This is a genomic window from Gilliamella sp. wkB18 (assembly GCF_001690875.1).
GTDB lineage: Bacteria > Pseudomonadota > Gammaproteobacteria > Enterobacterales > Orbaceae > Gilliamella > Gilliamella apicola_A.
Genome location: NZ_LZHM01000043.1, coordinates 55,829 through 77,608, shown reverse-complemented (window position 1 = coordinate 77,608; position 21,780 = coordinate 55,829). Strand labels below are relative to the sequence as shown.

Below are 21,780 nucleotides of genomic sequence, written 5' to 3'. Positions count from 1 at the left end.
AGTATTACCATCAAATTTTGATTATTCAACAATATCAACCGACAACAAGATTTAACAATTTACCTGGTACATAAATAACTTTACGAATGGCAACATCACTCAAATATTTTTGGATGTTAGGCTCTTGTTTTGCTTGTGACACAACAAAATCTTGATCGGCATCAGCGGGCACAATAAATTTACCACGGACTTTGCCATTGATTTGTACAACAATGAGCTTCTCGTCCTCAATCACTGCTGATTGATCAGCAATAGGCCAAGTTGCATTATCAATCGATTCGTTGTGACCTAGAGCTTGCCACATAACAAAGCAAGCGTGTGGCATCATAGGATAAAGTAATCGAACAATTGCATTTAAAGCTTCACTCATTAGAGCGCGATCTTGCTCAGTTTCTTGAGGTGCTTTTTGTAAGCGATTCATAAATTCCATCACAGCGGCAATAGCCGTATTAAATGTTTGGCGACGACCGATATCATCACTGACTTTAGCAATAGTTTTATGTAGCTCACGGCGTAATGACTTTTGTTCACTACCTAGAGCTGTGACGTCTAGTTTTGCTGCAACACCTTTTTGGGTATGTTCATAAACTAAACGCCATACACGTTTAATAAATCGATTTGCACCTTCAACGCCTGATTCTTGCCATTCTAGTGTCATATCAGCAGGAGACGCAAACATCATAAACAATCGAACGGTATCAGCACCATATTTTTCAACCATTTCTTGCGGATCGATGCCATTATTTTTTGATTTTGACATTTTGGTCATACCAGCATGAACTAGCTCATTGCCATGACTATCAACAGCCTTAGCAATTCGGCCTTTATCATCACGTTCAATAGTGACTTCAGTTGGCGAAACCCAAATGCGTTCATTTGTTGGGCTGGTATAATAAAATGCATCGGCTAATACCATACCTTGGCAAAGTAAGCGTCTAGCTGGTTCATCTGACGATACCAAACCAAAATCACGCATTAATTTATGGAAAAATCTAAAATAAAGTAAATGCATAATGGCATGTTCAATACCACCTACATACTGATCAACAGGTAACCAATAGTTTGCCGCTTTTTCGTCTAACATACCTTTGTCGTAGTTTGGACAAGTGTAACGAGCATAATACCAAGAAGATTCCATAAAGGTATCAAACGTATCAGTTTCACGTAGTGCAGGTTGACCGTTAACGGTTGTCTTAGCCCAGTTAGGATCTGCCTTAATTGGACTTGTAATACCATTCATTTCAACATTTTCAGGTAAAATAACTGGTAATTGTTCTTCTGGTGTTGGTACAGTTGTACCATCTTCAAGCGTCACCATTGGAATTGGTGCACCCCAATAACGCTGACGCGAAACACCCCAATCACGCAAACGGTAATTAACTTTACGTTTACCAATACCTAATGCAATTAACTTATCAGCAACAGCATTAAATGCTTGATCAAAATCAAGGCCATCAAATTCGCCTGAATTAAATAACTTGCCATGCTCAGTATATGCTTTTTCAGAAAGATCAGGTGCATTACCTTCTTGAGTTAAAATAACAGGATTAATTGGTAAGTTATATTTTGAAGCAAATTCGTAATCACGTTCGTCGTGACCAGGCACAGCCATTACTGCACCTGTACCATATTCAATTAACACAAAATTAGCAATCCAAACAGGAACCTTTTGACCTGTTAAAGGATGGATAGCATAAAAGCCTGTAGCAATACCTTTCTTTTCCATGGTTGCCATATCAGCTTCGGCAGTTTTGGTATTTTTACATTCAGCAACAAATTCAGCAATTTTAGGATCGTTTTTTGCAGCTAATTGTGCAAGAGGGTGCTCTGCGGCAACAGAAACAAAACTAACGCCCATTAATGTATCAGGACGAGTTGTATAGACGCGCAACTTATCAGCATAATTTTCAACAGCAAAATCAAATTCAACCCCTTCAGAGCGACCAATCCAGTTACGTTGCATGGCCTTAACTTGTTCAGGCCAACTTTCAAGTGTATCTAAATCATTAAGAAGTTCTTCGGCATATTCAGTGATTTTAATAAACCATTGTGGGATCTCTTTGCGCTCAACAGGCGTACTACAACGCCAACAACAACCTTCAATCACTTGCTCATTAGCTAGTACGGTTTGATCATTTGGGCACCAGTTAACCGCTGATGTTTTTTTATAAACTAAGCCTTTTTCGTATAGCTTAGTAAAAAACCACTGCTCCCATTTATAATATTCAGGATGACAAGTAGTAACCTCACGATCCCAATCATAACCAAATCCTAAAAGTTGTAATTGCTTTTTCATATAAGCAATATTTTCATAGGTCCATTTTGCAGGCGCAGTATTATTTTTAACAGCCGCACCTTCAGCAGGTAACCCAAAGGCATCCCAACCTATTGGTTGAAGTACATTTTTACCATTTAAGCGCTGATAACGTGAAATGGTATCGCCTATGGTGTAGTTACGAACATGACCAAGATGTAAACGCCCAGAAGGGTAAGGCAGCATTGATAAGCAGTAATATTTTTCTTTTGATGAATCTTCAGTAACATGAAAGGTTTTATTTTCTTGCCAGTGTTTTTGTACGGCGGCTTCGATTTCATCAGGGCGATATTGTTCTTGCATGACGAGTTAATGTCCTATCTATTATTGCTAATAAAAATATGTTACTAATTGTATTGGTTATTGACTCGTTTTACAAACGATATATAAATTAAAACATGATTTCTTACTATGTAAAAAATCAAACAAATCCCATCAATTAAATTCAAAAAATAAATTAATGCGTAATTTTATTGTTAGTTTAAAATAAAACAGCTATTTTAAAAGCAGTTAATTTTGGTTGAATTTAATTATCAACCCATTGTTATATAGGTTAGTAATGGTGTAATTTGGTTATTTTCAGTATTATCAAAAAAGATGAAACTAGCTTTATTGCTTTTTTTGACGGCTTAAAACAATAAATTTTAACCTAGAATTTTACTTTAATGACTATTTAAAAAAAATAGAGTGAACCGTTCACACAAAAGGAAAGCAATATAGGCGATAATGTAGAATATTGATATATTTATGAACGACAGGAAAAAATTGCTATTTAATTGAATTAAATAGCAACTAATATATATTAAGTAACATATTTACAAAATGATTTAAAAAACAGTTTAACCACCATTAAACACACTGGTAAATTTTGATAAAAATGTTTTTTGCTGTTCTTTAGGCATATTCACAAGGTTCGCCTGAATAAGTTGATCAACTTTTTGAGCTTCATCGCTTAAATTTAATTTATTATATGCATTGTGCATTAACAATAAACCTTGCTTTGTTGAATCAGTATCAGGAAACATTGATAACATTTTTGTAACTCGATTAATGACTGCAACATAAGCACCTCGTTCAGTGTAAAACTGAGCTACTTTTAACTGATAGCGTGAGATTCTATTTTTTAGATAAACTAAACGTTTATACGCATCGGCAGTATAATAACTTGATGGAAAACTTGCTACAAGATACGAAAAGTCTTTAAAAGCAGCTTTGGCAAATTCCGCATCACGATCAGAACGATCCACATTGAACCAGCCTTGAATCGTATTATCATCTTGAGCCATATTAGATAAACCACGAATATAGATAACCCAATCAATATTAGGATGTGTTGGATTTAATTTTAGAAAACGGTCGATTGACGCAATAGCAAGTGGCAAATCCCCCGATTTATAATAAGCGTAGATTAGATCTAATTGTACTTGTTGTGAATATGGACCAAATGGAAAACTTTTATCCAACGCTTCTAGTACTGAAATACTGGTTTTTAAATTACCATTATCAAGTTCATTTTGTGCTTTAGTGTGAAGTTCAACTTCAGATACATTATCAATGTCAGATCTAATCGATGAAGTACAGCCAATTAACATGCCACTTAAAGCAATCGCTAATAAAGAGTGTAAACGTAATTTCATTCAGTTCCCAATCCAAATATAATTAAACATTAAAAACTATGATTGATATATAATACTCTAAAACATAACAGCTTAAAATAGATAAATTACACATGTATAAGTTAAAATTATCAACCGAAATTGAACAAACCCAATTAGGGATGCGCTTAGATCAAGCTTTATCAGCGCTTTTTCCTGATTATTCACGCTCAAGAATAAAAGATTGGATTATTAATAATAAAGTCACTGTTAATAATGTTATTGTCAACAAGCCTAAAGAAAGAGTATTAGGTGGTGAAAAAATAATAATCAATGCTGAAATCGAAGAAGAAAACTGCCACCAACCGGAAGATATAAAGCTCAACATTGTTTATGAAGACGACGATATCCTTGTTATCAATAAACCGCGTGACCTTGTTGTACATCCTGGAGCAGGCAATCCTGATGGCACAGTATTAAATGCTTTATTACATTATTATCCTGACATAGCACGCGTGCCACGAGCAGGTATTGTTCATCGACTTGATAAAGACACCACAGGCCTAATGGTTGTTGCTAAAACCATTAACGCTCAGACACATTTAGTTGATGCGCTTCAACATCGTGAAATCACACGTGAATATGAAGCTGTTGCTATGGGCATTATCACTGCCGGAGGCACGGTTGATCAACCTATTACCCGTCATCCAACCAAACGCACTCATATGGCAGTATTTCCAACAGGAAAACCTGCTGTAACACATTACAGAGTGATGGAAAGGTACCGTCTACACACTCGCTTGCGCTTGCGCTTAGAAACTGGCCGAACACATCAAATTCGTGTACATATGGCGCATATTGCCCACCCCTTAATTGGCGATCCTCTTTATGGCGGGCGCCCAAGACCCCCTAAAGGTGCGAGCGAATCGTTTATTCAAACTTTGCGAGATTTTGATCGTCAAGCATTGCATGCTGCCATGTTACGTTTATATCACCCTATTACAGGTGAACTTATGCAATGGAATGCACCAATACCGCAAGATATGCAAACGTTAATTCAAGCCTTGCAAGAAGATACCGAACAACACAAAGACGAACTAGATTGGTAACCAACATGATAAAATCGATTTACCCATATTGGACAGCCCCAAAAAATGTCCATGCTTTGACTACAACACGAATAGGTGGTGTTAGCATGGCACCATTTACAAGCTTAAATATGGGAAGTCGAGTAGGCGATAATTTACCCCATGTAGCCCAAAACCGCCGGTGTGTTATACAGGTGGAACAAATACCTAGCGAGCCCTATTGGCTAACACAAACCCATAGCATTATAGCGCTAGACATATCGAAAATTCCCTTACAAATGGCAACAGGTAACATTCCTAACCAAACGGTAGAAGCCGACGCATCTTATACTCATCAAGCAAAACAAGTTAGCGTTGTACTGACTGCTGATTGTATGCCAGTTTTATTTTGTTCAACTAAAGGGGATGAAGTTGCAGCTGCGCATGCAGGGTGGCGTGGATTATGTAACGGAATACTGGAAGAAACCGTCAAAAAATTTGCCTCACCACCCATAAATATCATTGCTTGGCTTGGACCAGCAATCAGTGCCAAAAAATTCGAAGTTGGTATTGAGGTCAAGAAGCAATTTGAAAAAATTGACTACAACGCACAAACTGCTTTTAAATTAATTAACCCTGCAGAACAAAAATACCTAGCCGATCTTTACTTAATTGCTAAACAACGCTTACAAGCAATGGGAGTAACTAAGATTTTTGGCGGTGATTTTTGTACTTATACTGAGCAAGACACGTTTTTTTCGTACCGCCGGGAAAGTAATACCGGTAGGATGGCGTCAATGATTTGGTTCGAATAAAAATTAATTTTGTTAATCTTGCGTGTTAAGTTTTGCCAATATTTTTTGTTTTTTTAAAGTATTGATTTTTTTTTATTCTATATTGGCAAATTTATGGCTTTGTACACTAAGTAACCATTTGTTATCCAAGCGATCTTTGTTGATTTTGCCCAATAGTTCAATGGTTTCAAACATATTAAACACGCCATCTTTTTCACAGGGTGAAAGGTAATAGCGTTTAGCTTGAATTTGGCTTTCGATATATAGGCAAAAATCGATAAAATCGGAGTGATTTTCGGCAACAATGCGAACCTCGTTGGCGGTGGATTGAGCTATTTTTTTGTAGCGTGACTGATAGCAAAATTTTGGACTAAGTGCAATGTAATCAATTAACGGATCTATCTTACCAAGGCCGTTGCTTTCAATGGCAATGAAATAGCCGGCTTTTTTTAATGGCAATAGTAATTTGGGTAACGCTTTGACCATCGTGGGCTCGCCACCTGTGATGATAACGTTTTTGCTGTTATATTCGCTTACTTTGGCAAGCAGTGCGTCTAATGTAAAATGGGTAAACTGACGAAAATTTGTATCGCACCAAGTGCACTTCAAATTACACCCAGAAAAACGGATAAAAACGGCAGGCATACCTGTATTATAACCTTCACCCTGCAAGGATTCGAAGATTTCAACAATACGAAATTCGACCATATTAACTCCGACGGTATTCGCAATATGAGGTGGGCGTTTCCCATAATTTGATCATCGAAACAGGCAAGTATTGCGACAGACGATCGTAAATAAACTGGCTCATCCCCTCGGCTGTTGTTCGGCAGGGAAAGGCAAAGATTTTTCGATCCATCTCTTGCAATAACGACGCAATACGGCACTCATTAGGGTTATTTTGATTGTAAAGGTAAGCATGATCGAGTGGATCGGCAATATGCTGTTTAACGATTTGCTTTAAATTGGCATAATCCATGACCATATCTTGGCTTGAACCGCTATCAATAAGAACACCGCTGACTTCGACTAATAAACGGTAAGTATGACCGTGCAGATTGTGACATTGCTTATTATGCCCATCTAACATATGACAAGCATCAAATTGAAATTCTTTGGCTATTTTGAACATGTTGTATTCCTAGTTTTTTTACGTGGGATGGGTTACGAACCACGGTTAGTAAGCTAACAAAATAAAAGGCGGCTACTATAATCGATAAACAGCAATTTGTCATCTTTGATATGTTATTGAGTGTGATATTGGTTGGTAGTGGTTTGGTATTATGCTTCTTTATTTTGGCTTTTTTAAAGCTTAAACTAATAAAGATCGTGCTGTACAAAATTTGTAAAAATATTCTTAACTTGCTCTTGAAAATTATTCTTCCACACTCATTTAATGATCAATGCAATGGTTTACATGAATTAAACATGCAAACCAAATCTATTGCTCAGGAGATAAACTATGAGGTTAGATAAACTTACCAACAAATTTCAACAAGCTTTAGCTGATGCGCAATCGCTAGCATTAGGTAAAGACAATCAATATATCGAGCCGGTGCATGTTCTATTAGCTATGCTCAACCAAGAAGGCAACAGCGTTGCACCATTATTGAATACAGCGGGTGCTAATGTTGCTGTTTTGCAGCAAGAATTAGCTCAAGCTATTGACCGATTACCCCAAGTTCAAGGTGTGGGTGGAGATGTTATTCCATCGCAAGAGTTTGTTCGAGTATTAAATCTTTGCGATAAATTATCCCAAAAGAACGGTGATAGCTATATTTCATCAGAACTCTTTATATTAGCCGCTTTAGAAGATAAGGGCAGTTTAAGTGATCTTCTTAAAAGATCAGGTGTTAATAAAGATAAATTTAGCCAAGCAGTCAATCAAGTAAGAGGTAACGATAACGTGAGCGATCCTAATGCAGAAGATCAACGCGGTGCACTTAAAAAATACACCATTGATTTAACTCAGCGTGCAGAGCAAGGTAAGTTAGATCCAGTTATTGGTCGTGATGAAGAAATTCGCCGTACCATTCAAGTATTACAACGTCGTACCAAAAACAACCCAGTACTTATTGGTGAACCAGGTGTAGGTAAAACTGCCATCGTTGAAGGACTAGCACAACGTATTGTCAACCGCGAAGTGCCAGAGGGATTACGTAATAAACGTGTATTATCATTAGATATGGGCGCATTAATTGCGGGCGCAAAATACCGTGGTGAATTTGAAGAACGCTTAAAAGCGGTGCTTAAAGACTTAGCTAAAGAAGAAGGCCGCATTATCTTATTTATTGACGAAATTCACACCATGGTCGGTGCAGGTAAAAGCGACGGAGCAATGGATGCTGGCAATATGTTAAAACCGGCGTTGGCACGCGGTGAATTACATTGCGTTGGGGCAACCACACTTGACGAATATCGTCAATATATTGAAAAAGATCCGGCATTAGAGCGTCGTTTCCAAAAAGTCTATGTTGCCGAACCAACAGTTGAAGATACTATTGCTATTTTGCGTGGTTTAAAAGAACGTTATGAACTGCATCACCATGTGCAAATAACCGATCCGGCAATCGTAGCTGCAGCTACATTATCGCATCGTTATATTTCTGATCGCATGTTACCTGACAAAGCGATTGATTTAATTGACGAAGCCGCATCAAGTATTCGTATGCAAATGGATTCAAAACCAGAATCTTTAGATCGACTTGAAAGGCGCATAATTCAACTTAAACTTGAACAACAAGCGCTTAAAAAAGAATCTGATGAAGCGAGTAAAAAGCGACTAGAAATGCTAAACGATGAACTTTCTGAAAAAGAAAAGGAATATGCTTCACTAGAAGAAGAGTGGAAGTCTGAAAAGGCAGCTGTTTCGGGTACTCAAAACATCAAAGCAGAACTAGAAAAGGCACGTACTGAAATAGAGCAAGCTCGTCGAGCTGGCGATTTGAACAAAATGTCAGAATTACAATATGGCAAAATTCCAGAACTTGAAAAGAAACTTGCTTCAGCAACGCAATTAGAAGGCAAAACCATGAAGTTATTGCGTAACAAAGTGACCGATAATGAAATTGCAGAAGTATTATCTAAAGCGACAGGTATTCCAGTTTCTAGAATGCTTGAGAGCGAAAAAGATAAACTATTGCACATGGAAGATGCCTTACATAAACGTGTAATTGGTCAAAATGAAGCAGTATTAGCGGTTGCAAATGCGATTCGACGTAGCCGAGCAGGGCTTTCAGATCCAAATAAACCGATTGGATCATTCCTATTCTTAGGACCAACTGGTGTCGGTAAAACCGAGCTTTGCAAATCACTGGCTAACTTTATGTTTGACAGCGAAGATGCTATGGTGCGTATAGACATGTCCGAGTTTATGGAAAAACACTCCGTTGCTCGATTAATCGGTGCGCCTCCAGGTTATGTTGGGTATGAAGAAGGGGGTTATTTAACCGAAGCAGTTAGACGACGACCATACTCAGTAATTTTACTTGATGAAGTTGAAAAAGCACACCCAGATGTCTTTAATATCTTACTGCAAGTATTGGATGATGGGCGCTTAACAGATGGTCAAGGTCGCACAGTTGATTTTCGTAACACTGTCATAATTATGACATCAAACTTAGGTTCTGACCTAATTCAAGGTCAAGTTGAACTAAGTTATGATGAAATGAAATCTCTAGTGATGACAGTTGTAACCAAACACTTTAGACCAGAATTTATCAATCGTATTGACGAAACAGTGGTATTCCACCCATTAGGTAAAGAAAACATCAAAGCGATTGCAAAAATTCAGTTAGCATACGTTGAAAAACGTTTAGAAGAACGTGGTTATCAATTGGATATTTCGGATGCGGCACTTGAACAATTAGCTAAAGTTGGCTTTGACCCAATTTATGGCGCAAGACCGTTAAAACGAGCTATCCAACAAGAGATCGAAAATCCATTGGCGCAACAAATATTGTCAGGAAAATTAGTCCCGGGTAAAGCCATTCATCTGGATTTAGTTGGCGACAATATCGAAGCGAAACAGTAATTAGATATCACAAATTACAACCGACCTTGTGGTCGGTTTTTTTATATTAGTAAACTAAGTTTTTTAATTATCGAATCATATTTTAAAAAACAGTAATCTAATTAATATGGATTTATATATGCATTAAACTATCTCTTGATAAGTTTAATCAATTATATTTTAGGTTATTATTTGTACAATATATTGATTATAAATATTTTGTGTATTAAGAACTCACATGAGCTGTTATTTTTTATTTGTGATTATCAAAAACAAAACTTACAATACCTTGTGGTTATATAAGTTAGGTTAAGTAAAATGTCTATTGCTGTAGTTGAAGTTAATCGCCAAGCAATCCTTCATAATATTGAATACTTTAGGAAAATAGCTCCTGGTACTGAGCTTATCGCTATTATAAAAGCTAATGCTTATTCCCATGGAATCCAAAGTGTTGCTCAATTATTGCACGATAAAGTCGATAGTTTTGGAGTTGCGAGAATTGCTGAGGCGCAAATTTTACGTAAAATGAAAATTACTACGCCCATTATTACGTTAGAAGGTTTTTTTCCTCATGATAATGTTTGGGATATAATTGATTTCAATGTTCAGCCTACCATTCATAGCGAATGGCAGATAGATATTTTAAATAAATTGGCTGTTCAAAATCAAATTACTGTTTGGTTTAAGTTAGATATAGGAATGCACCGTTTAGGTTTTAATCTTGAACAAGCAAAAAAAGCGTTTTATCGCCTAGCTAGTTGTCCGGCAGTCCGTAAACCAATTAACATTCTCAGCCATTTCAGCTCTGCAGACGAGCTTACTTCAGATAAAACATTGCAACAGATTAAATTGTTTGATGAATTTATTACTTCCATTGAAAATAGGTCACTAATTGGTAAATCTTCTATTGCTGCATCGGGCGGGATCATAGCTTGGCCAATGTCACATCGAGATGCTATTCGTCCTGGTATTGCATTATATGGTGTTTCACCGTTTGATAAACCGATTTACGAATTAAAACCAGCTATGACGTTTAAATCTGAACTAATTGCTGTGCGTGAACACAAAAAGGGTGAATCGGTCGGTTATGGACAGATTTGGACAAGCAAACAAGATACAAAATTAGGTGTGGTTGCAATGGGGTATGGTGATGGCTATCCTCGAAATATTCCAGCTAATACACCTGTTTTAATTAATGAACGTCGTGTGCCTATTGTAGGTCGAGTTTCAATGGATATGATCGTGGTTGATTTAGGGGCTGATTGCCTAGCTATGCCGGGTGATGAAGTGATCTTTTGGGGAAAGGGATTAATGGTTGAAGAGATTGCTAAACACACAGGTATTAGTGCCTATGAGTTAATAACGCGTTTAACAGCTCGAGCAAAGATTTGTTATATAGATAAATGAGTTATGATTAAAAAGATATTTTTATACACTTTGATAACATTTACTTTTATTATTAGCAGTTTTATTGGCATAGCTTATTATTATTTATACCAATTTTCTAAAAAGCAAATTCATGTAACTGATAGTAATAAAATGTTTATTCTAAAAAAGGGAATATCATTACATCAATTAGTTGATCAGATTAAAGAAGCTAATTTAATGGATAATGCTTATTTACTTCCTTATTTATATAAATTGCACCCTGAATTAAGTTCAATTAAAGCAGGAGCTTATCAATTGCAACCGCATATGACGAATGAAGAATTTCTAAAATTATTAGTTTCCGGCAAGGAAAGTTATTTTCCTATTCAATTTGTGGAAGGAAAACGTGCTCAAGATTGGTTAAATTTATTAAAAAATGCTCCCTATGTAAGACAAACATTATCCGAAAAATCGAATGAGGAAATTGCTAAATTATTAGGTATAGAAGGTTCGATTGAAGGTTGGTTATCTCCTAATACTTACCTTTATACTGCTGATTCCTCTGATATTAGTATTTTAAAACGTGCTCACGGCGCTATGAAAAGTAATCTTAAACAAGTTTGGGAAAATCGTGATTCTGAGCTTCCTTATAAAACTCCATATGAGCTGCTTATCATTGCTTCAATTATTGAAAAAGAAACGAGTTTAAGTACGGAACGGGCTAATATTGCTTCAGTATTTGTTAATCGTTTGAAAAAAAAAATGAAGTTACAAACTGATCCAACAATTATTTATGGGTTAGGAAATAATTATACAGGTAAAATTAGGCGTATCGATTTAACCGATATTAAAAATCCTTATAATACTTATATCATTGAAGGATTGCCACCTACTCCTATCGCCATGCCGAGCCTGGCATCCTTAGAAGCAGCAGCTCATCCTGCTAAAACAAACTATTTATTTTTTGTTGCTAATGGTACAGGAGGACATACATTTACCAGTGATTATAATAGTCATAAGCGGGCTGTAACTTACTATCGTAAGTTAATTAAATATTAAAATTAAATATTAAAATTAAATATTTTCAAATGGCTAACAGAACTATTGTTATTTGTTTAGAGTATAAAAAATTAATCTTCTAAAGAAAAAGCATCAAGTTGCTTAATAAGCTTTAATAGCTCGTTGACATTTTCACCTTCTTTTAGTGCTTCTTCAAAATAAGGGTGCAAGGCAAATTTAGGTAATTTTATACCCGAATCAATTAAAATTTGCACTCTTGGTATAAATACCCATTGTAACCATTCATGAGCTTGCATTGTGTCAATCGCAAATGGTTCTTGACTTAAAAATGCATCAGCATGTGGCGGGCTTATTTGCCATAATTTTATATTCTGTAACTCTTGTTTGATCTGTTCAATTTGGTTTGTTATTGCTTGAGCTAACTTTTTTTGTGCCAACAAATTATTATAATATTGCCAATCAAAACATGGTCCTGGATCCGTTTTTCTATCTGGCGCAATGTCACTATGCCCAGTAATATTTTTAATAGGATAAGTCTGTTCAAGTAATAAAGTTACTTTAGCTAACTGAGCGTACTGAATTTCGGTAAAATTTTCGCTATCACAACCTTCTATTTCAATACCAATCGAAAAATCGTTACAATTTTCTTGCTGTTCAAACTGTGATTTTCCTGCATGCCATGCCCGTTTATCAAATGCTACAAACTGAATTATTTCGCCATCACGACGAATAAATAGATGGCAGGATACCTGTAATTGATATATTTCAGCAAAATAGGGATGTCCTGTTGGATCAAGCTTTCCTGTAAATAGTTGCTCAACATAAGGACCTCCATATTGATTAGGGGGCAAACTTATATTGTGAATTACTAATAATGTAATCGGTTTTTCATTGGGACGATTATTATAAAAAGGTGAAATGATCTGTTTTACGCCTTGTAACCAACCATTAACAATTTTTAAAGACATATTGACTCCAATACGATTTGATAGACCTACTTTTAAATTAATTTTTTATTGCGAAGTAAATCACACAAAATGAAAACAATTGAAATAAGTAAAATAATTCTGTGATTTATTTTACTTATTTCACATTAGTCTATTATTTCATTTTTCTTTTAAGCTATAAAGTCAATTATGTTAAATATTTATTTTACTTACTAAGATACTTTATGAATAACCAATCTGGATTTTCATTATTTGAACTTATGATCGCTATTATCGTTATTGCTATATTAACTGCTATTGGTTTACCAGCCTATCAAAGTTATGTTAAAAAAGCAGCAATGACTGATATGTTACAAACAATGGCATCATATAAAACAGCTGTTGAAATTTGTGCTATAGAGCAGGGGGAGTTGGCTAATTGCAATAATGGTAGTAATGGTGTACCAGCAACAAGAGCTACCAATTATGTTACTTCGATAACAGTTAATCAAGGTGAGATAACCTTGGTCGGAAAAAGCGTTTTATCAGCTTTAACAACTACACTGACTCCAGTATTAAATTCTGAACATGGGAATTTAGATTGGAATCGTAGTTGCGTAACTTCGCCTATAGATACAAGTTTAAAGAGAATTTGTGAAGATATTTTCAAATTTTGATTTGGTAGTATTTTGGAACTAGGAATAGTTAATGCAAGAAGAACAATTGATAGAGAGTATTGATAAACTGTTACTTGAAGCATTAAGCAAACGTGCTTCAGATATTCATTTTGAACCTTATCAAAACAGCTATCGTATACGGATGCGGATTGATGGAGTCTTGCAAGAGATGCTTTCACCGCCTCTTTTTCTTGCTAAGCAAATTGTAGCTAGGTTGAAAATTATGGCTAAGTTAGATATAGCCGAACAGCGATTACCCCAAGATGGTCAATTAGTGATTGATAATTATGCAATGCGCATTGCAACCTTACCTGTAATGAACGGTGAAAAAGTTGTTTTGCGAGTAATGGACAATCATGAGACACAGCTTTCACTCTACGATTTAGGTTTAACAGAGCAAAATCTTTCTATATTTCAGCAGATTTTAGCTCAACCACAAGGGTTGGTTTTAGTTACAGGGCCTACTGGAAGTGGTAAAACAATAACGTTATATAGCGGATTGAAAATGCTAAATCAATCTTATCGTAATATATGTAGTGTTGAAGATCCTATTGAAATTCCTTTAGAAGGCATTAATCAAACAGCTGTTAATATGAAATCAGGATTAAGTTTTTCAGTTATTTTACGAGCCTTATTAAGGCAAGATCCCGATGTTATGATGATAGGCGAAATTCGTGATCGTGAAACTGCTGAAATTGCTATTCAAGCTGCACAAACAGGACATTTGGTTTTATCTACACTGCATACTAACTCAAGCATTGAAGGTGTAACACGACTAAATCAAATGGGAATTGAAAATTATCTTTTATCGTCGTGTTTAAAACTTGTTATTGCTCAACGATTAGTTCGTAAGCTTTGCCCTTATTGTAAGCTAGCAGCAAGTGAGCTTATTATGTTTGGCCAAGAACCCTCACCACATTTTATTGCAACAGGATGTTCACACTGCATTGGTGGATATCTAGGGCGCATAGGTATTTACGAATTTTTATTAGTCACTCGTGAAATTCAGAATCAGATCTTAAATAAACAAGCTATTTCACCATCGAATATGATCACTCTTAAAGAAGCAGGGCAAAAGTTAGTTATAGAAGGGGTGACATCATTGGCGGAGCTACATCGTGTATTAGGAGATTTGATATGAAAAGGCTTTATTATTGGTATGATGATGATTTTTGTCAACATAAAATTATTGCTCGTTCGAGACAAGAAGCCAAACGGCAGTTATTATTACAAGGTAAAATAGTAATCAGGCTAAACGCAAGTATATTTATTAGCACTAGTAGTTTTAAACATTCTGAACTGTTAATCATTACTAAACAGATGGCAACTATGCTCAAAGCAGGTTTGCCACTTATTGAAAGTTTAAAATTATTATCGCAAGATAATCCTAAACCACAATGGCAATATCTGCTTATTGAAATCGAGCAACAGGTAGCTAAAGGTGAAACACTATCAAAGGTGTTAGCTCTGCATCAATCAATTTTTCCAAAACTATATTGTGAAATTATTGCTACAGGTGAATTGACAGGTCAACTTGATAAGAGTTTCGAACAATTAGCATTACAACTTGAAAGGTCGATACAATTACAAAAGCGTATTAAAAGCGCCATGCGTTATCCTTTATTTTTATTGTCTGTATCTTTAATTGTTATGTTAGTTATGTTGTTATGTGTATTGCCAAGATTTGTTGATATTTATGAAAGTTTTGATGCTGATCTACCAGTGTTTACGCAATTTATTATCAATATGTCTACCTATATACAATATAATTGGTTTAAAAGCATTTGTATCTTTATTTTTACTTATGTAATTTATAAATATTATTTGAAAGCAAATTATCAAATAAAAATAGATAGTTGGATAATTAAGCTTCCAATATTAGGAAAAGTTATTCAGGTTAACCATTTAACCCAAATTTTTCAAACTGTTTCAATCACACAGTTTGCAGGAATTCCTTTATTAACTGGCTTACATGCAGCAGCTAATACAATGCACAATACTTATTATCTTAATACTGTTCATCAAATAATAGTTGAAATTGAGAAAGGGTATTCTTTCAGTTCTGTTTTAAAACAACAAACGCTGTTTCCCGATTTATGTAGCCAGTTAATCCATGTGGGAGAAGAGTCAGGTACACTGGATTTAATGCTTCAAAAATTAGCGTGTTACTATCAAGAACAGAGTCAAATATTGATCGATAATTTGTCGCAAACTTTTGAACCCTTATTTATGATAATTTTAGCAGTGATTATTGGTAGCTTAATTGTTGCAATGTATTTACCGATTTTTCAACTTGGCGATGTTATTCATTAATTATGATTATGATTGTTTTTAGTTTAGGGCTATGTTTTGGAAGTTTTATTCATGTTGCTTATTATCGTTTTTCATCAGAGCAATCACTATTCGAGTATTTCAGAGCAATTTGTTTTAATCGTTCCAGGTGCCCTTCCTGCCAACATCTATTAACGGTTTGGCAATTGATACCTGTTCTTTCTTGGCTTATTTTAAAAAGGCGATGTTATTATTGCTTTTGTAAAATTACCTATCGGTGCATTATAGTAGAAATTATAGTGGCCATTATTTTTATGGCAATTTTTTTACATAGAGGTATTGATTTTAAAAGTATTTTTCTTATGCTACTCGCTTGTTATTTCTTGCTATTGGGCATGATTGATTTTCAATATTACTTATTACCCAATTTTTTCACTCAGCCGTTAATGTGGCTAGGTGTTTTGTGTGCATTTTTTCAATTGTTCAATCATTCATTAAGTGATGCAATGATAGGTATATTGTTTGGTTACCTTTTGTTGAAAATTCCAGCAATGTTATTTTATCTTATAACCAAAAATCATGGGCTAGGGCAAGGTGATATCAAACTGTTTGCCGCATTCGGTGCTTGGGTTTCTTACCAATCTTTACCGATTTTATTGATTATTGCATCTTTATTGGGTATTGTGTATTTTCTTTTCTTACGTTACGTTCTCAATAATAAATCCCTAAAATTCATTCCTTTTGGACCTTTTTTGCTTATGTCTGGGTATTGCTTTTTCTATATTTTATAGATAGTGAATCTAGATTGCTATTTGTGATTTGTTTTTATTCGATAGGATAGCTTTCTATTTGCATATAACTAAAATTAATAATGATAGTGAAATTGGTTATTTTAGATAAAGCTTAAATCACATTATAGTAGTGATTAGTTTACTGAACCATAACCAATTAATTAAACAAGGAATTTTAAATGACGGCTATTAATGAATTAAAAAATGAGATGATCTCTTGGAGACATTACATTCATGCTCATCCTGAAACTGCATTTAAAGAAATACATACCACCCAATTTATAATTGAAAAACTGCAATCGTTTGGTATTACTGAATTATATACGGATTTTTCTCCAACGGGTGTAGTCGGTCTTATCAAGGGCAATAGAAAAGGTCGTTTTATCGCATTGCGCGCTGATATCGATGCATTAGATATTGTTGAAGAAAATTCATTTGATTATTGCTCAACAATACATGGCAAGATGCATGCGTGTGGTCATGATGGGCATACAGCAATATTATTGGGTGTAGCTAAATACCTTAATTTGTTTCGTGATTTTTCTGGTACCGTTGCAGTTATTTTTCAACCAGCTGAAGAAAACGAAGGAGGGGCAAGAGTTATGGTTGAAAATGGTCTATTTGAACGTTTTCCTATTGAAGCTATATATGGTTTGCATAACCAACCAAATATGGCGTTAAACCATTTTTATATCAATCATGGTGCAATAATGGCATCTTTTGATGTTTTCGAAATCAAAATTACAGGTACAGGTTCACATGCTGCCGCTCCCCATTTAGGTAAGGATTCTATTTTAATAGCAACACACATTGTTAGCACTTTACAAAGTATTGTAAGCCGTAATACCGATCCGTTGAGTGCCCTAGTAGTTAGTGTTACTCAAGTTCATAGCGGTGATACCTGGAATGTGTTACCTCAAAAAGCAGTTATCCGCGGAACGGTTCGTGCCTTTAGTCCTCAATTACAAGATATGGCAGAAAGTAGAATTAAAGAAATAGCAATAGGTATTGCTACTATATTTGAAGCTAAAGCTGAAGTTAATTACCAAAGGCGTTATCCTGTAACAATTAATCATTCAAATCAAGCAGATATTGCCATTAGAGCTGCTACTCATATAGTTGGAACTAATAAAGTTGTGATAGATACTAAACCATCCATGGGAGCTGAAGACTTTGCATTTATGTTGCAAAAAATACCCGGTGTTTATGTATGGTTAGGTGCGGGTAATGGCGCTAACTTACACCATCCTACTTATAATTTTAATGATGAAATATTAATAACAGGTGCCAAATATTTTATTGAAATTGTTAAACAGGAGTTAAGTTAATAAGTGTTTTAATGAGTAGAAAATTATAGAACAGAAAAATTTATGCTCATTAAAAACCGATCTAATAAGTAGTGAGAATTGATAATTAATATTTAACAATCATAGCTCAATTCTCATCTATTTTAATAATTAGTCGACAAAATAAATCTTTTATTAATTTATGTTCAGTACATTCTTATATAATTCAATATAGGATATCGTTGATAATCAATAAATTTTTATATTTTTAAATAATCAATAAAAAGATCTATCATCAATTGAATGTCAGGCGGCTGTCTGTATGTCCTTTTATTCTAAATTGTGTATTAAGATCGATGCCATTAGGCAATACTATTTGAACATAAATATCATTATCTTTGTTTAATTTGAGTGCTGCTAAAATTTGCCCACTTTCTCGCCAATGATCATTAATTTGATATTCAATCGTGTCACCTATAATTGGTAAGGCCTCACTCTTGCCCGATAATAAATAGAGCCCTCGTTTGTTGGCACCGCGAAATTCTGCTCTAGCAACCATTTCTTGCCCACAATAACAGCCTTTATCAAAGCTAATAGCATCAAAGTATTGTAAGTTAGAGGCTTGTGGTAATAAACTTTCTATATTGGCGATGTCAATAACAGCATAACCTGCTTCTAAGTCAAGTTGTAACCATTTATTACATGGTAATAAATCATCTACTATAGGCTCTGGAGTTATCATAATAATGCGAGTTTCTGGTAATGGTAACTTGATATAAGTGATATTATTGTTTGTAATACAGTTTTTATCTTTTAATAGCGAAATAACCTTGCTAGGTATCGCATTTGAAACTAATCCAACCATATTTAAATCTTGAACAGATTCAATAGTAATTTTAGAAAAAATAGCATACTTTTTTAATTCTTCAATTTGCTTTTCAGCAACACTTTTACGAACAATGTAATATATGTCTAATCCTCGCTTAAAGATTAATAAATTACTCCACATTCTACCTTTAGCGTCACAATGAGCAGCAAATATTGCTGATTGTTCAGAAAGTTTGTTAATATCATTAGTAATTTGACCTTGTAAATATTTTTGACTGTCGTCGCCAGAAACTTTAACTAGTTGCCAATCTGCAAGAGAGATTGAATTGCAAAAATAATTGCTCATGATAGTACCTTATTGGAAATAAATGATTCTAGTACCTAGTGGCTAGATTAATTACTTTACAAAGTTTATATAAGAAATTAAAAACAGACAATAAAATCAATCAATAATATTATAGTAAAATTGGTAGGTTGCGGATTTATCAGTGATATCTTAAAAAAATAAATTATTTAATGTTAGAGAAAACTAATTGTCTTAGTTTATTGACTTTATTGATTTTGTATATGAGTTGATGCAAAATGAATCACTTAATGATAAATAAAGTTATATTGGAGGCAAAATCCATGGCAAAACTATCTGGCGCAGAAATGGTTATCCAATCTTTGATAGATCAAGGAGTAAAACAGATATTTGGTTATCCCGGTGGCAGCGTACTCGATATCTATGATGCTATTCATACTCTTGGTGGAATTGAACATATTTTAGTCCGCCATGAACAAGCTGCAGTACATATGGCCGATGGTTATGCCAGAGCAACGGGTGATGTAGGCGTGGTTTTAGTTACATCAGGCCCAGGTGCAACTAACACCATTACGGGGATTGCAACAGCTTATATGGATTCGGTACCGTTAGTAATATTATCTGGGCAAGTTGCTAGTAATTTAATTGGTAATGATGCATTTCAGGAGTGTGATATGGTTGGTATTTCACGTCCAATTGTAAAACACAGTTTTTTAATCAAAGATAGCAAAGATATTCCTGAGACTATCAAAAAAGCGTTTTATATTGCCTCTACAGGTCGGCCTGGTCCTGTTGTTATTGATTTACCTAAAGACATTGTTAATCCTGCCAACAAATATAATTATCATTATCCAAAATCTATTGCTATGCGCTCTTACAACCCAACCATACATGGACATAAAGGGCAAATAAAAAAAGCGCTGACCATTTTATTAACTGCTAAAAAGCCTGTTTTGTGTATCGGTGGTGGAGTAATTGCGGCAAATGCCAGTGATGCAATTAAAACGTTTGCTGAAAAATTAAATTTGCCAGTGACTTCAACATTAATGGGGATTAGTGCCTTTCCAGGTACTAATAAACATTATCTTGGTATGGTTGGTATGCATGGTGTTTATGAAGCCAATATGGCTATGCATAATGCTGATGTTATTTTAGCTATAGGGGCAAGATTTGATGATAGAACAACAAATAATGTTGAAAAATATTGCCCAAAAGCTAATATTATTCATATTGATATCGACCCAACGTCAATATCAAAAACGATTATGGCAAGTATCCCTGTTGTGGGTGATGCTAAAATGGTGGTTGAAACAATGTTATTTCAAATTGATGAGCTAAATGTAGAGCGTGATTTAGATGCATTAGTTGATTGGTGGAAGCAAATAGAACATTGGCGATCTCGTCATTGTCTTGTATATAATCACGAAGGTGATCGTATTAAGCCGCAAGAAGCAATTGAAATTTTATATAAATTGACAAAAGGTGATGCTTTTATCACTACCGATGTTGGTCAGCATCAGATGTTTACTGCACTTTACTATCCTTTTGATAAACCCCGTCAATTTATTACTTCCGGAGGGCTTGGTACCATGGGTTTTGGTTTACCGGCGGCTCTTGGTGTTAAATTAGCTTTTCCTAAAAAGTGTGTAGTATGTGTGACTGGTGACGGTAGTATTCAAATGAATATTCAAGAGCTTTCAACTGCATTGCAATATGATTTGCCTGTTATTGTTTTAAATCTTAATAATCGATTTTTAGGAATGGTAAAACAGTGGCAAGATATGATTTATGCTGGTCGTCACTCCTGTTCCTATATGGAATCATTGCCTGATTTTGCTAAAATTGCAGAAGCTTATGGTCATGTAGGTATGGTTATTGCTAAGCGTGAGGAGCTCGAATTAAAACTTAAACACGCATTGGCAATTAAAGATCGATTAGTTTTTGTTGATGTTATGACCGATGCTACCGAACATGTTTACCCTATGCAAGTTCGAGGTGGAGCAATGAATGAAATGTGGCTTAGTAAAACGGAGAGAACTTAATGCGATATATTTTATCAATTCTTACAGAAAATGAACCAGGTGCATTATCTAGAATTATTGGTTTGTTCTCGCAACGTGGTTTTAATATTGAAACAATTACAACAGCACAGACAGAAGATCCTACCATGCACCGCATGACAATACAAACTAGTGGTGATGAACACGTCCTTGAGCAGATCCAAAAGCAGCTACATAAACTAGTTAATGTTTACCGAGTGCATGATTTAACCGAAGGACCACATGTTGAGCGTGAAATAATGCTTGTTAAAGTTGCAGCGAAAGGAGCTGATGCTCGTGATGAAGTTAAACGTTGCGCTGATATTTTTAGAGGATCAATTGTGGATGTAACGGCAACACATTACATCGTACAATTATCGGGGACTAGCGAAAAACTAGACTCATTTTTAGCCTCAATTCGTGAAACGTGCAATATAGTTGAAATTGTTCGTTCTGGCATTATCGGTTTATCGCGCAGTTAGAAAACA

18 protein-coding genes, 1 pseudogene and 1 riboswitch are annotated in these 21,780 nt (G+C 35.0%); of the genes and pseudogenes, 12 read left to right on the top strand and 7 right to left on the bottom strand.

The window, feature by feature from the left end; genetic code table 11:
* Positions 1-34: 34 nt before the first annotated feature.
* Both leuS and bamD read right to left on the bottom strand, forming a co-directional pair.
* A complete protein-coding gene (gene leuS, locus A9G48_RS04030) occupies positions 35-2,617 on the bottom strand; it encodes a leucine--tRNA ligase (protein ID WP_034943208.1) in 2,583 nt (860 codons plus the stop codon).
* A 536-nt stretch (positions 2,618-3,153) separates the two neighbouring features.
* Positions 3,154-3,951, bottom strand: a complete 798-nt coding sequence (bamD, locus tag A9G48_RS04025; RefSeq protein WP_065568867.1) for an outer membrane protein assembly factor BamD — start codon at positions 3,949-3,951, stop codon at positions 3,154-3,156.
* Positions 3,952-4,043: 92 nt separating this feature from the next.
* On the opposite strand from bamD, the gene rluD reads away from it, so the two are divergent.
* On the top strand, positions 4,044-5,018 hold the full coding sequence (gene rluD / locus A9G48_RS04020) for a 23S rRNA pseudouridine(1911/1915/1917) synthase RluD (protein WP_034943205.1): 975 nt from the start codon (positions 4,044-4,046) through the stop codon (positions 5,016-5,018).
* 5 nt (positions 5,019-5,023) lie between these two features.
* Positions 5,024-5,791, top strand: coding sequence for a peptidoglycan editing factor PgeF (gene pgeF / locus A9G48_RS04015; RefSeq protein ID WP_065575812.1), 768 nt, complete (start codon positions 5,024-5,026; stop codon positions 5,789-5,791).
* A gap of 72 nt (positions 5,792-5,863) precedes the next feature.
* Here pgeF and A9G48_RS04010 read toward each other — a convergent pair whose 3' ends face one another.
* Both A9G48_RS04010 and queD read right to left on the bottom strand, forming a co-directional pair.
* On the bottom strand, positions 5,864-6,478 hold the full coding sequence (locus A9G48_RS04010; protein WP_034943201.1) for a 7-carboxy-7-deazaguanine synthase QueE: 615 nt from the start codon (positions 6,476-6,478) through the stop codon (positions 5,864-5,866).
* Between the two features lies 1 nt (position 6,479).
* A complete protein-coding gene (gene queD, locus A9G48_RS04005) occupies positions 6,480-6,902 on the bottom strand; it encodes a 6-carboxytetrahydropterin synthase QueD (protein ID WP_034943198.1) in 423 nt (140 codons plus the stop codon).
* A 3-nt stretch (positions 6,903-6,905) separates the two neighbouring features.
* Positions 6,906-6,951, bottom strand: a riboswitch (PreQ1 riboswitch).
* A gap of 281 nt (positions 6,952-7,232) precedes the next feature.
* Between queD and clpB the strand changes: the two genes are divergently transcribed.
* The 3 genes from clpB to mltG all read left to right on the top strand — a co-directional run bounded on the left by clpB (position 7,233) and on the right by mltG (position 12,209).
* The gene (clpB, locus tag A9G48_RS04000; protein WP_034943196.1) at positions 7,233-9,803 is read left to right on the top strand and encodes an ATP-dependent chaperone ClpB; all 2,571 of its coding nucleotides are present in this window, start codon (positions 7,233-7,235) and stop codon (positions 9,801-9,803) included.
* 297 nt (positions 9,804-10,100) lie between these two features.
* The gene (gene alr, locus A9G48_RS03995; RefSeq protein WP_034943194.1) at positions 10,101-11,189 is read left to right on the top strand and encodes an alanine racemase; all 1,089 of its coding nucleotides are present in this window, start codon (positions 10,101-10,103) and stop codon (positions 11,187-11,189) included.
* A gap of 3 nt (positions 11,190-11,192) precedes the next feature.
* Entirely contained in the window at positions 11,193-12,209 is a 1,017-nt protein-coding gene (gene mltG, locus A9G48_RS03990; protein WP_065575811.1) for an endolytic transglycosylase MltG, read from the top strand.
* 71 nt (positions 12,210-12,280) lie between these two features.
* Here the strand turns inward: mltG and A9G48_RS12145 are convergent, their stop codons facing one another.
* Entirely contained in the window at positions 12,281-12,607 is a 327-nt protein-coding gene (locus tag A9G48_RS12145; protein WP_442902659.1) for a YqcC family protein, read from the bottom strand.
* Positions 12,593-13,138: pseudogene (ampD, locus tag A9G48_RS12140) on the bottom strand (1,6-anhydro-N-acetylmuramyl-L-alanine amidase AmpD); the annotation flags it as partial. The gene A9G48_RS12145 and the pseudogene ampD, both read right to left, overlap by 15 nt.
* Before the next feature lie 203 nt (positions 13,139-13,341).
* On the opposite strand from ampD, the gene ppdD reads away from it, so the two are divergent.
* From ppdD to A9G48_RS03960, 5 genes are all read left to right on the top strand, one after another.
* Entirely contained in the window at positions 13,342-13,773 is a 432-nt protein-coding gene (gene ppdD / locus A9G48_RS03980) for a prepilin peptidase-dependent pilin (RefSeq protein WP_034943189.1), read from the top strand.
* Positions 13,774-13,804: 31 nt separating this feature from the next.
* Positions 13,805-14,914: an ATPase, T2SS/T4P/T4SS family gene (locus A9G48_RS03975; protein WP_051824960.1), complete on the top strand. Its 1,110-nt coding sequence runs from the start codon at positions 13,805-13,807 to the stop codon at positions 14,912-14,914.
* Complete coding sequence (hofC, locus tag A9G48_RS03970; protein ID WP_051824958.1) at positions 14,911-16,086, top strand: protein transport protein HofC; 1,176 nt, start codon at positions 14,911-14,913, stop codon at positions 16,084-16,086. The genes A9G48_RS03975 and hofC overlap by 4 nt, the downstream gene beginning before the upstream one ends.
* Before the next feature lie 2 nt (positions 16,087-16,088).
* Positions 16,089-16,835: a prepilin peptidase gene (locus A9G48_RS03965; RefSeq protein WP_051824956.1), complete on the top strand. Its 747-nt coding sequence runs from the start codon at positions 16,089-16,091 to the stop codon at positions 16,833-16,835.
* Between the two features lie 179 nt (positions 16,836-17,014).
* Complete coding sequence (locus A9G48_RS03960) at positions 17,015-18,163, top strand: M20 aminoacylase family protein (RefSeq protein ID WP_065568859.1); 1,149 nt, start codon at positions 17,015-17,017, stop codon at positions 18,161-18,163.
* 253 nt (positions 18,164-18,416) lie between these two features.
* On the opposite strand, the gene ygfZ is transcribed toward A9G48_RS03960, so the two are convergent.
* Positions 18,417-19,295, bottom strand: coding sequence for a tRNA-modifying protein YgfZ (gene ygfZ, locus A9G48_RS03955; RefSeq protein WP_051824954.1), 879 nt, complete (start codon positions 19,293-19,295; stop codon positions 18,417-18,419).
* 281 nt (positions 19,296-19,576) lie between these two features.
* On the opposite strand from ygfZ, the gene A9G48_RS03950 reads away from it, so the two are divergent.
* Positions 19,577-21,295 carry an acetolactate synthase 3 large subunit gene (locus tag A9G48_RS03950; protein WP_034943185.1) on the top strand — a complete coding sequence of 573 codons (1,719 nt, stop codon included), beginning with the start codon at positions 19,577-19,579 and terminating at the stop codon, positions 21,293-21,295.
* Positions 21,295-21,774: an acetolactate synthase small subunit gene (gene ilvN, locus A9G48_RS03945; protein WP_034943182.1), complete on the top strand. Its 480-nt coding sequence runs from the start codon at positions 21,295-21,297 to the stop codon at positions 21,772-21,774. The genes A9G48_RS03950 and ilvN overlap by 1 nt, the downstream gene beginning before the upstream one ends.
* Positions 21,775-21,780 lie beyond the last annotated feature (6 nt).